Source organism: Pseudomonas sp. RC10, from assembly GCF_038397775.1.
Lineage (GTDB): Bacteria > Pseudomonadota > Gammaproteobacteria > Pseudomonadales > Pseudomonadaceae > Aquipseudomonas > Aquipseudomonas bambusae.
The window spans coordinates 1452357-1464799 of the sequence record NZ_CP151650.1 but is presented as its reverse complement, the minus strand read 5'-3'; the positions used below and the strand labels follow the sequence as shown (position 1 = coordinate 1464799).

Genomic DNA, 12443 nt, shown 5'->3' with positions numbered 1-12443 from the left:
AAAGCAAAGGGGTCCGGTCGCACGTGAACGGCACAGACGACGAAACGCTCGAACCCACCTGTTCATTACAACAGGGACGTCATCTGACTCACCAGCCATAACCGAAGTCACTGATCCGATTATTCGATTTCGTGCTAACCACCGGGTTCAGGTGATCAACGCGTTCGAATATCAGAGTGCCCTTCGCCACTCCTGTGATGAAATCTTTAGGTCCCTACCGATTCCAGACTAGCTGAAGCTTTGGCAAAGGCCACCCAAAAAGAAGACCGTCTATCCAAGCGGGTGTAATTACAGTGAAGCAGGTCTCGGTATGGCGGCAGGCGCCATGTTGTCATGACCCAACTGGTGCAACGTATCAATCCGCGCTTTGGCCCGAAACGCGTATTCACTATAGGGATACTGGGTCAGGATGAACTGGTACGTTTGAATGGCATCGACGTACATTTTCTGGCGTTCAAGGCACTGTCCGCGCAGCATGGACACTTCCGGCTGCACGTAGCGACGGGCGCGGCTTTCGCGGTCTACTTTCGACAGGTTGTACATCACCGCGTCACAATCGCCCTGGGCGTACGCACGGTTGGCATTGTTCAAATGGCTGTTCATCGCCCAGCGCGTACAACCGCTCAAGGCCGCCAGCGCCACTAATATCATCACGATTCGCATGAGAGTCTCCTGTGCTCAGCATTGTATCGGCGCCTCACAGAATTTCTTCAAGTGCGATTTGCTCGCCGACGGCCTGTAGAGACTGGGCCAATCGCACATTGAAGAGACAACACGTAGTGCAAAGGAACAATGACTACAGCGCAATACAGTAGTAGCCTTCCGCTGCGCTTCATTTAAGGAGTTTGTGCATGTCCGTTCGCCGCACCAAAATCGTAGCCACACTAGGCCCAGCCAGTAATTCGCCAGAAGTCATCGAGAAGCTGATTCTTGCGGGCCTGGACGTTGCCCGCCTCAACTTCTCCCACGGCACGCCCGACGAGCACAAGGCTCGCGCGAAGCTGATTCGTGACATCGCCGCCAAGAACGGCCGCTTCGTTGCGTTGCTTGGGGATTTGCAAGGCCCGAAAATTCGTATCGCCAAATTCGCCAACAAGAAGATCGAGCTGAAAGTTGGTGACAAATTCACCTTCTCCACCAGCCATCCTCTGACGGACGGCAACCAGGAAGTCGTGGGTATCGACTACCCCGATCTGGTCAAGGACTGCGGCGTAGGTGACGAACTGCTGCTCGACGACGGACGCGTGGTCATGCGTGTCGACACGCAAACCGCCGACGCCCTGCACTGCACCGTGACCATCGGTGGCCCGCTGTCGGACCATAAAGGCATCAACCGTCGCGGTGGTGGCCTGACCGCACCGGCGCTGACCGAAAAAGACAAGCAAGACATCAAGCTCGCCGCTGAAATGGACCTGGACTACCTGGCCGTTTCCTTCCCGCGCGACGCCGCTGACATGGAATACGCCCGCAAGCTACGTGACGAGTCGGGCGGTACCGCCTGGCTGGTGGCGAAGATCGAACGCGCCGAAGCCGTGGCCGATGACGAAACCCTCGACGCCTTGATCCGCGCCAGTGACGCCGTCATGGTGGCCCGTGGCGACCTCGGCGTTGAAATCGGCGACGCCGAACTGGTGGGCATCCAGAAGAAAATCATCCTGCACGCACGTCGCCACAACAAAGCGGTGATCGTGGCCACGCAGATGATGGAATCGATGATTTCCAGCCCGATGCCGACCCGCGCCGAAGTGTCCGACGTGGCCAACGCCGTGCTCGACTACACCGACGCCGTGATGCTGTCTGCCGAAAGTGCTGCCGGTTCCTACCCTGTCGAAGCCGTCGAGGCCATGGCGCGCATCTGCGTCGGTGCCGAACGTCATCCGACCGGCAAGACCTCCAGCCACCGCATCGGTCACTCGTTCACCCGTTGCGACGAGAGCATCGCGCTGGCGGCCATGTACACCGCCAACCACTTCCCGGGCGTGAAAGCGATCATCGCGTTGACCGAAAGCGGCTACACCCCGCTGATCATGTCGCGCATCCGCTCGTCGGTGCCGATCTACGCGTTCTCCCCGCACCGTGGCACCCAGGCTCGCGCCGCCATGTTCCGTGGCGTTTATACCATTCCGTTCGACCCGGCTTCTTTGCCAGCGGGTCAGGTCAGCCAATCGGCTGTGGATGAACTGGTCAAGCGCGGTCTGGTCGAGCAAGGCGACTGGGTCATCCTGACCAAGGGTGACAGCTACCACACCATCGGTGGCACCAATGGCATGAAGATCCTGCACGTTGGTGACCCGATCGTGTAAGACGCCGCTGCCATGAAAAAGCCCTACCTGTGTGATGCACGTGGGGCTTTTCTTTGGCACGAGGGTTGGCGTGATTGCACGGCTCTCCGGTGCCCGTTCACAACCTTAAGTCGTGTCGCTTGAGTAGCCGAGTATTGGACAAAACTTTAGGTTTACGGTCTACGTGACGCCTCTCAGAAAATGTTATGGGTTCATAGGCCGTCGTATTGGGCTCTGCGCTTTTATATGACTGACGCGTGTAATGCTGCTCGGTCATGTCCTCCCACTGGGTCTGAGGAACATCAGACTTTTCAAGAAGCTCCAGAAAAAAAACTTCTTCGGGTTTGCCCTCATAATCACTCGCAACCCACTCAAGCCCCAACTTTGAGGTGTTCCGAAAGATCCAGGTAAGTCTGGCCAGTGCCGTTTTTCTAGCGGCTGGCGACTGCGATCGAGTCCGGTCGACCTCCTCAGGAGACTCCGTCAGCAGCCCAAAATAAGTGGGCGTGTCGCTGTCCTCCCAACCCTTTTCACCAGCAAGATTTTTCCTCCAAAACCCCATGATCTTTGGTTGCTTATCCGGAGTTTCATAACTTTTGAGTTTCTTTGCGACATCTACCTCGTGTTGATGATCTGCCAGAAAACGGCTCCAGCTATTAAGAAGGCCCTCAGCCTGGGCACTTGTACCCGTGAAAGTATCGCGTTCCTCCGCCAGGAAGGCTCTGACAGTCTTGCGTTCTACCGCAGCTCCGGTTCTTAGCCGATCCATCGTGCGCGGAAAATCGTCCCAGAAATCCCCGCCGGTAATACCAATGGCGTTATTCAGGCTGTCGATCATGATCAGATTGAGCTCGCTCATGCCGGGTAGAACGTTTCGCACTGTTGGAGAGAGCGCCTGGCGTACGCCGTGAAACCCGTAGAGCAACGCCACCCTCGGCACCCGCCCATCCGGATCGGTCATCGTGACCGGGTTATTCCTGACGAACCGATAACGGTTCAGTCCGTCGACATCGCCACCGGGGTCGGGGTTGATCCATCGCGCCAGCCACGGTGCGTAGTAGCGCATGCCGTAATAGTAGAGGCCGGTAGCGTCTCTCTCCTTGCCTGCAAAGCGAAGGGACTTGAAGCTGTAGCCCTTTGCATTGGCCTGAACCCACCAAGCCGTCACGCCATAGGGGTAGTAACTTTCCTGGCTGATCAACACGCCGGCGTCATCAAGCTCCAGCGTTGCCGAGTTCAAATGGTCGCTCAGGGAGTAACGAGCAGCGGTCTCGTGAACGCCATCGGGTGTGCCCCGCTCCCACTGTTCCCAACACAGGGTGGTTCTGCCAACTTGAAGGTGTACGCGATGCCACGCCTTGTCGCCCACCGAATCAACGTGCAGTTCCAGTTCCGGCAGATAACGCACTTCTCGCGTGCGCAGATGACGTGCACCTTGTGACAGCTGGACTTTGCGTACTCGCTGCCCTGCGCTGTTGTAGTGGTAAAGCTCGCAATCGTCAGCAGCAGACTCCCTTGTCACAGGCGTCACCTGCCGTAGCTGGTTGCGCGCCCCCCATTCCAGACGCTGCCCGCGCAGCAGTTCAAGTTGATTGCCGTTGCTATCGAAGCCTTCAGCGATGTCCGGCTCCCCCGGCACCCAGTCGTCCTGAACCTGCAAGCTGCGGTTGCTCGATAACGAGGTGACAGTGCGCCGCGTAAATGAATGGCCACCGACGTGAGTCAACGTCTGCAGATTGCCCGCTGCGTCGTAAGCGTACTGTTCGCGGTAGTTGGCCAGTTGCCCTGGGTCTGGCTGCACCCTGTAGGACGCTGTCATCCCCTGCCAGCTTTCGGATCGAACCGACTCAAAGCCCGTGGCCTCAATCAGTTGAGACAACGAGTCATACACATAGGTGTTTGTGTGATCGATCTGCTGATTACGGAAGAACGCCGTCGATTGCGCAAGATCCTCAATGGCCGTCACATTGCCGAGCGGATCGTACTGATAGCTCAGATGCTGAATTGCAGGCTTGCCAGGCAGTGCAGACTCAAGCCGCAATAAGCGACCATCGCGAGGGCAGTAAGCCGTAGACGTCACGATCCCGTTTCCTGCGGTTTCACGCTCTATCTGACCCAATGCGTTGATACCCACCTGGCTCACGACAAATCGAGGTTCAGCACCTGGCACCTGCAACCAGGCTTCGCGGACATGGCCATCGACCCCATGCGCAAAGCGTTGAGTGTTCAGTCGCGCATCTGTCAATTGCAGTTGCTCGGCCAATGCGTTGTCGAGCCGACGGGTGATCGCAGCTTGAGGTTCAAGCAACGCATCTCTGGATGTGATCTCCTGCGGCCAGTCGGGGTCGTCCAGCTCCGCCAGAAATCGCCATTGCTCGACGATGGTTTTTCCGGTGAGGCCATAGTCCGACACCGACAAACTGCCTGCCATGTCGTCATGGCGGGTCAGACACCCACAACCGTTCTGCCCATGTTCATCAGCACCGCCGTAGGTCATGCGCTCAACCACTCGCCTAATCCCTTCAGGTGATTGCTCACTGACAACCACAGGCCTGAGCAGCTCATCAAAGAGGGTATGACGCACATTCCCCCGCCCGTCCCAGCGAATGCAGGGTTCACCGGCTGAACCGGGGAGATTGATCTGCGAGCCGGAGTCGACACTGCGCGAGGCCAATCCGGCCCCGGACAAGCTAAGGTGATCGACCCGATTCTCGATGATGCCCGAGGCCTGTCCCAGTCGTGAGTCCTGACTGGCAACATGACGCCCTGCGGCATCGAAGCGCTGGCGAGCAGGACGTATTTCACCCCCGTCGTCGGACGCCGCTCGACACCATTCGATCGTCCTGACAACGGCCCCACGTGGGTCTTGAACCGTTAAACGCGGAGTATGCGTGTGTACAGAAGAGTTCGGCATACAGACCTCCTTGGTCATGGTGCTGACGCATCCGTCCGGTATAGGCCTGAAAAACAGCCCTCGATCTGTCTGATACACCGTCGGCCGGAAGCTTTCTACTGTCAGAAATGACAGTAGGTCGCTGCACCCCTTGCATGGCACTCAATCGATCACACTTTCTCCAAAAACATATCCGCGAATACCTGCCCCCTTGGCACCCCGGCGATGAACAGGCGTTTCGAAAAGCCCTCCACGCTCGCGGGCGATCCGCACACCAGGGCGATGGTCTGACGCGAGGTGACGCGCAACCCGGACAACGCCGCCTGAAACTGCTCGACCTCGACCCACTCCAGCTGCAATTGCGCGTGCATAGCCGTCAGTGCTTGAAGGGGTTTGGCCAGGTAATGCTCACGCGCCACGTGCATGACCCGAATCGGCCCTTGATGCCCGGCGTTCAACGCTTCGCGCAAAATCCCCCACAAAGGCCCCAACCCGGTCCCGGCAGCAAATAGCCAGAGCGGCCGTGCTTGCCAGTCAGGGTCGTAGTGCAAGGCCCCACCCCGCAGTTCGCCCAGTCGGATGACGTCGCCCGGCATCAGGGTGCGAGCAACGTCAGCGAAAGCGCCGGGTTTGCTGCAATCGATATGAAACTCCAGCGCAGCGGCGTCTCCCGGCACGCTCGCCAGCGAATAAGGGCGCGCAATGCCGCTCGCGGTCCACAGCACCAGATGCTGCCCGGCGCGATAGCGCAAGGGCCGCTCGGGTTCAAGGCGAAGGCGCAAGACCGAGGGGCTTAACCAGTCCACCCCGCTGACCCGAGCCGGTGAACCGTCGCGTTTCGGGTCGAAGATTTCAACGTCCAGATCGTCCACGACCCGACACTGACACGCCAGGCGCCAGCCCTGCTCGCGCTTGCGGGCGTCAAGCGCCTCAGGCAGCGCATCGTGTGGCTCACCCCGGACACAGCGCACGATACAGGCGTGGCAACTGCCCGCCCGACAGCTGTAAGGAACGGACAGCCCTGCCTGATTCAGCGAGTCGAGCAAATTGCTCCCCGAGGCGACCGACCACTGTCGATCTCCCGCACGCAGATCAGGCATCAACAGATTCCCATGCGCCATGGCAACGGTTTCGACCCTGATGCTTGGCGCGATAGAGCGCCTGATCGGCACGCTGCAAGGCGCTGTCCATATCATCATCGCGCTCGACGAGGGTCATGCCGACCGAGAGGCTCAGTTCCAGTCCTGGCAACTCGGGAATGACCACCTGTTCGAACGCCAAACGTACGCGCTCACAGCATTCGACCAACTGGGTCCGAGTGCAGCGGGGGATCAACAACACGAACTCTTCGCCACCGTAGCGGGCCAGAATGTCATCTGCGCGCAGGCATTCCGTCGCGGTAGCCGCGAACACCTGCAACACCCGGTCGCCTGCGGCATGGCCCAACACATCGTTGACCCGCTTGAAATGATCCATGTCGATCAAGGCCAACCCTTCCGTGTACGAACCGTCCATCGTTTCCAGCTCTCGTGTGGCCAGACGCAGAAAGTGACGCCGATTGAACAAATTGGTCAGTTCATCGGTGGATGCCAGCTCTTCCAGCTGAAACATCATCCCGCGCAAGGTCTCTTGGTGGGCCTGCAAGGTGATGCGGTGTTGATGCATGCGTTGCCGCGAACTCTGCACGAAACGCGCATACAGGCACAGCCACGCCAGCACGATGAACAACGCACAGGCTTGCAAGGCCGCCAGGCCTGGATCGGCCAGGTCATCCTGAAAGGCGTCCCACAGGTTGAGCCCGATGAAGCCCGTCAAGGCAAGGACGGCGCAACGAGTGAAGACCTTCGGCGGGAGATGAAACAGGCCGAATAGCAGCACCAGTACGTAAAGCACCAGAAACGTGCCCCGGGCCGGGCCGAGATGCGCCAACAGAAAGGTTTGCCAGCCCAACCCCATCAGCACTTGGAACTCGGTCAGGCTGGGGTCTTTGAAGCGTTTGTTGTACTCGCCGAAAAATACCAGGCTCATGACGCCCTGTGACAGCAGCACCAGGACCGTGGCAAGCCAAAGGCTGAAGAAATTGGCCTCGTAGTAACCCGCGCAATACGCCACCCAGACCAGCGCGATCAGCAACACATACGTGCCTGCGGCCAATGCAAACCGCTTGAACCGCAGGCGCTGGATAGATCCGTCTATATGAGGTTGGTTCATCATGGGGTGAAGGTCGTCCTGTCCGGCAAGGTCAATCTGCGGCGCACCGCTGGCCGGTCGTGCCTGCCGTGGAAAACGGCAGGCATCTCAATCGTCTGGCAAGGCTTCCAATGTAGAGGAAACGGGGACGTTCGCCAATGTGTCCGGTGTGGATGTTGATGGCATTTAGCCGTCAGAGCAATGTGCGGCGTGCGCCGGAGCACAAAAAAGGGTCGCAGCCTGCGCAGGGCGCATATGAAATATCCGGTAATGAAGCCTGCACCCCGATATAAATATGTATATCACTGAGCAGGCGCCTCCCTGCCTATTCTGTAGTCACCTCACCAACCATGGATGGTTGACAGCATGACTCCAGCAAACGACACAAACTGGCTCACTGGTTTCAAAGTTCGTATTACCAACAGCTCGAACAAAGTGTTCAACAATGGCTTTCAGCAACTGCAGATCTCGGTCAGCGTCACGCCCAAAGCGGGGCAGGAAGTCACTGAGGAGCAACTGAACAGTATCCGGCTGGTCATTTTGGACGATGACGGTCACTACAAGGAACTCGAAGGCGAGTTGAGCGCTTCCAATGAACGTGACGAGCGATTCGAATACTTCCCAGGCAGTAGATCTTTCAGGAAGCTGGAGCTTGAGTCGGGCACGTTTCGCAGAAAAATCTACGTGTCATCGACTCGCCCCGCTGGCACACATGACACCCTTTATGCGCGCATCAGCAAGGACGACGAGACTCACTACGTCACGGGCACCAGCCGGTTCAACTCCGAAGTGCTCATTGAAACGGTCGCGCGTCCACGGCTGACACGCGAGGATTTCACGTTCTGGGGCGACGACACGCTCAATGTGACCCAAGGTAACGTTGCCGTCGACTTGGACATTTACCACCTGAGATTCAAGGATCGGCAGTACAAAATCGTCGACTCCATTGCCTACGGCGTCGCCAGTGGCCAGGCTTATTACGGTAAAAGTATCGATGTCACACCGCCCCCCTCTTTCTCCGGGCCCATTCATGCGCACCGGCGCCGCTACAAAACCTACTACCACGTTGCTATAGCAGTCGGGCCTGAAATCAACCTGACCTACAAAGGCGCCAGCATTACCGTCAACAAAACTGCAGGCACCATGAATTTTGTACGGCTTAAGTTGATCGGTGAAGACCGCCCGATCTCCTTTAGGAATAGCGGCAGCCGTTGGGGCTTGCTCGATCAATACGGCAATCACTATCAAATCGATATGACTCAAACAGGCGGCGGCAACCTGCTTGACTTTACAGTCACGAATTAAGCCCAGCTTCATCGCATTCAGCGCGTTTCATCTCTCACAAGCATGACACACGCTGGGCGCAAGAATTCCATGAGCGCCTGTGTCATTTCTCACCGCTCACACTGACTGCTCAGCAGTCGTCTTCAATAACCAAGGAAGGTTAAAAATGAACCCTGCAAACGATACCCATTGGATTACCCGATTCGACGTCAAAGTCAGCTCGAACTCGAACAAGGTCTTTGGCAATGGACGCCATCAACTTGAAGTGTCCGTGAGCCTCACCCCCAAAGCTGGCGTGATCATCTCTGAAGAGCAACTGGACAGCATTCGCCTGGTCACACTCGATGACGATGGCCAGTATCAGGAACTGAGCGGCGAACTGCAGATGTCTACCGAGCGTGACAAACGCTTTGAATATTATGCAGACACCGGGCTGGCCCCAAGTGCATTGCTTGAAGCCAACTCACGACGTCGCAGATTCTACGTTTCATCGACCCGATCCGGGGGTTCTCTGGACGTAGTCTATGCCTCGATCAGTAAGGATGACGAAACGCAATACGTCAGCCATACCAGCAAGTTCAACTCGTCCGTCACCCTGGAGACCCTGACACCTCTGCGGCTGAACCGCGATGATTTTGCATTTGAGGATGAAAACAATTACGAACACACCGTCAATGCCACCAGCTGGGACTATGACGTCTATCAGCTGTATCTCAAAGGCCGCAATCTGCGACTGGTCGCGTCAATACCTTATGGCCCTGGATCAGGCAACCCTTACTATCAGGAAACGATACAAGATAACGGCTGGTTCGCTGACGGTGAACCCAGAAGTTATACCCACTTGGCTTTCGAGGTCAGCGACCGCAGAAAATTCAAGGCCCCCACGACTGACCTCTCCGTACACCGGCGCCCCGGCAGCATGGTCTTTATCCGAATCATGACCTTTGGCCCCGCGACACTAAGTGGCGCGCAAAACGCGACGTCCCGGTGGGGCCTTCTTGATCAGTATGGCAATGAACACACCATCGAAATGACCCAGGCAAGCAATGGAAATCTCATTGACTTCATTGTGATCTGATCATTTTTAAGTTCAGGAACGCGTGCGTGCTTCTCCTGTTGCGGAGCACGCACGCCCCCAACTTTCAAGCCGACTTCAGAGTGACCAGAATATGTCTCTAGACACACTGCACACCCAAGCCACGAATTTCATGGACTTTATCAAAACCGGTGTCGATGCTCGCACCGGTCAATTCACATTGGCGTTTAAACTGCCGTTGATCCCCGCCAATCATCTCGCCGGCCCTGCCTTGTCGCCCACCCTGTCCTTCGGTGTGCTGGGTTCCACCCGCAATCGGGGCTATGGATTTGGCTGGTCTCTGGACCTGAGCGAAATCAACCTCCATCAGGATGCGCCCACGTTGAGCCTTTCATCAGGCGAGCGTTTCGCCATTGACATGGAAAGATCCGACCTCTCTACCGGCAGCGAGCTGGTGCTGCTCGATGCCAAGATCAAGTCCATGGTCGTGACCTGTGAAAGCGAGAGCGTTTTTCGGATCGATCATAAAACCGGTCAAACCGAATTCCTGACACAGCAACAGGACAGCTCGCGCTTTCTGGTCAGCGAAATCCGCAGCCCCGAAGGTCGCAGCCTGTTCGTGGAGTGGTCGGCGTTCGCCAACGAAGACTTCATCCTCGACCGCATCCGTGACGAGTCCCGCACCTTGCTGCAGGTCGAAAGTGACGAGGGTGAGGTGCGCTTCATCGTGCCGGAGTCCGAAGCCCGGAGCCTGCGTCTGCAACTGGCCAACGACACGCTGAGCGATGTGTATCTGCCAGGCATCGAGGTGCCGTTTGGCATCGAATACGAGCATCACGCCCTGGACGAGCAGAACCACCTGCTGCTCCCTACAGCACTCACCAGCCCGTTGGGCGCCTCGGACGCCGTGACCTGGGCCACGGGAGAGTTCGGTCATCAGCTTCCAGAGGGCGCGCCTTTTGCCGTTCTGCCTCGTGTCGCCGAGTGGAAACACTCAGCCGGGAACCCCGATACCGAGCTGACCCGCAGTTATGAGTGGTCCAGCGCGCATAACTATCTGGGTTATGGCAGCGATCAGGCATTCGACTGGCAACAAGGCCGCGACAACCTCTACGAGGTCGAACAGGATTACGATTACGAGGTGGTGGAAACCCAGACCGATCCAGAAGGCAGAACCCTCTCGACCATCACCCGCACCTGGAACCGTTTCCACCTGCTGACCTCGGAAGTCGTCAAGCGAGGGCAGTGCGAAGTCCACACGCAAACCACCTTCGGCATCGAACCGGATAAAAGCTGGGAAGACCAACCTGCCTGGTGCCAGCTCCCCCACGCACAGACCGTCACGTTTACCGATGAACGCGGCGCGCAACGCAGCGAAACGACTGAATACCGCTACGACGAATCCGGCAATCTGGTGTTGACTCGCTCACCCTCAGGCGTCGAAGAGCACAGCGAGTATTATCCGGCCGAAGGCGCTGAGGGTTGCCCAGCCAATGCATTGGGCATGGTCCGGTACCTCAAGAAGAAAACCGTAAAACCCGCACCACTCGAAGATGGAGGTCATGGCGGCGCGAGCGAAGTCTCCACGGCCTACACGTACACCTCGCTGAATTCGCTGATCGAAGGCGAACCGGCTCTCGTGCTGGTGGAAAGCGAGCACACCCGTGACGAGACCCTTGCCCGGCTGATGGAAACCACCGTGCAGACCTACGTCTCGGAAGGCGATGGTTACGCGCGACTGAAACGCACCGTGACGACACTCAACGACAAAGCCACCACAACCCACTACCGCTACGAACTGACCGGCGACGAACTGAGCACACATGTCAGCATCACAGGCTTCGAAGGTACAGAAACCGTGCGCCAGAGCCAGGACAGCGCGCGCTCCCTGACGACTGGCCAAATGACCCGGGACCGCTCCCTGGCGGGCGTGCTGAGCCGTTATGAGTACGACGAACTGGGGCGCGTCACACTGGCGGTTACCGCCGACGACAGCCGCTATAAAGCCACGCGTACCACCACTTATCACGTCGGTGACAAGGTCGCATTGGCCGCACGAACCGGTGCCGAAAAACCGGTCATGATCGAACACACCCATGCCACCGGCCAACGCCGCCGCCAATGGCTCGATGGCGAAGGCCGCACCGTTCGGGTCGAACTGGAAGACCTCGACCATGCGCCGGGCGAATTTCGGGAGATCGTACGCACGGTGTTTGACGTCGAGGGCCGAGTGACCAGCGAAACCCACACCGACTGGCTACGCGATGAAAACGATCCCGCCTCCGTGACCGCGCTGCCTCTCACCACGACGACCGAGTACGACGACTGGGGCCAGATACGCTGCGTCACGACACCCGATGGTGTGCAAACGCACACCGAACATAATCCGGCGAAACTGACCGTCAAACAGTGGCAGGCAAATGGCGACACAAAGGGGCCAAGCAAGGTCAGCGTGTTCAACGCCGCGGGCAGCGTGATTCAGGAACAGCTGTATGACACGGACGATACACTGATCCGCACCACCCGGTGGGCTCGGGACGGACTGGACAGAGTGTTCGAGACTTGCCTTCAGATCGAAGGTGAAGACGACCGTCTCACCCTCCAACGCCTCGACTTCTACGGTCGCCCCCTTGAGCAAACACTGCCGGACGGTACGGTCGTCAACTGGACCTACGCGCAGCACAGCGATGATAACCATCCAGAGTCCGTTGCCGTGACCGCGTCGGAGGCGTGAGCGGAATCGACATCCCTTTACGTT

General features: G+C 57.9%; 8 protein-coding genes. 4 read left to right on the top strand and 4 right to left on the bottom strand.

Going from position 1 to position 12443, the window contains the following annotated elements; genetic code table 11:
- Nucleotides 1-288: 288 nt before the first annotated feature.
- Nucleotides 289-663, bottom strand: coding sequence for a tetratricopeptide repeat protein (locus AAEO81_RS06585; RefSeq protein ID WP_166596543.1), 375 nt, complete (start codon nt 661-663; stop codon nt 289-291).
- 188 nt (nt 664-851) lie between these two features.
- Between AAEO81_RS06585 and pyk the strand changes: the two genes are divergently transcribed.
- Nucleotides 852-2303: a pyruvate kinase gene (pyk, locus tag AAEO81_RS06580; RefSeq protein ID WP_341962390.1), complete on the top strand. Its 1452-nt coding sequence runs from the start codon at nt 852-854 to the stop codon at nt 2301-2303.
- A 97-nt stretch (nt 2304-2400) separates the two neighbouring features.
- Here pyk and AAEO81_RS06575 read toward each other — a convergent pair whose 3' ends face one another.
- From AAEO81_RS06575 to AAEO81_RS06565, 3 genes are all read right to left on the bottom strand, one after another.
- Nucleotides 2401-5196, bottom strand: a complete 2796-nt coding sequence (locus AAEO81_RS06575) for an RHS repeat-associated core domain-containing protein (protein ID WP_341962389.1) — start codon at nt 5194-5196, stop codon at nt 2401-2403.
- 149 nt (nt 5197-5345) lie between these two features.
- Complete coding sequence (locus AAEO81_RS06570) at nt 5346-6275, bottom strand: iron-sulfur-binding ferredoxin reductase (RefSeq protein WP_341962387.1); 930 nt, start codon at nt 6273-6275, stop codon at nt 5346-5348.
- Nucleotides 6268-7389, bottom strand: coding sequence for a GGDEF domain-containing protein (locus AAEO81_RS06565; protein WP_166596540.1), 1122 nt, complete (start codon nt 7387-7389; stop codon nt 6268-6270). Before AAEO81_RS06565 ends, AAEO81_RS06570 begins: the two co-directional genes overlap by 8 nt.
- A gap of 342 nt (nt 7390-7731) precedes the next feature.
- Here AAEO81_RS06565 and AAEO81_RS06560 point away from each other — a divergent pair, with 342 nt between their 5' ends.
- The 3 genes from AAEO81_RS06560 to AAEO81_RS06550 all read left to right on the top strand — a co-directional run bounded on the left by AAEO81_RS06560 (nt 7732) and on the right by AAEO81_RS06550 (nt 12419).
- The gene (locus AAEO81_RS06560) at nt 7732-8670 is read left to right on the top strand and encodes a hypothetical protein (RefSeq protein WP_341962385.1); all 939 of its coding nucleotides are present in this window, start codon (nt 7732-7734) and stop codon (nt 8668-8670) included.
- Between the two features lie 145 nt (nt 8671-8815).
- Nucleotides 8816-9727, top strand: a complete 912-nt coding sequence (locus AAEO81_RS06555) for a hypothetical protein (RefSeq protein ID WP_341962383.1) — start codon at nt 8816-8818, stop codon at nt 9725-9727.
- A gap of 130 nt (nt 9728-9857) precedes the next feature.
- A complete protein-coding gene (locus tag AAEO81_RS06550; protein WP_341962381.1) occupies nt 9858-12419 on the top strand; it encodes a hypothetical protein in 2562 nt (853 codons plus the stop codon).
- Nucleotides 12420-12443: the final 24 nt, after the last annotated feature.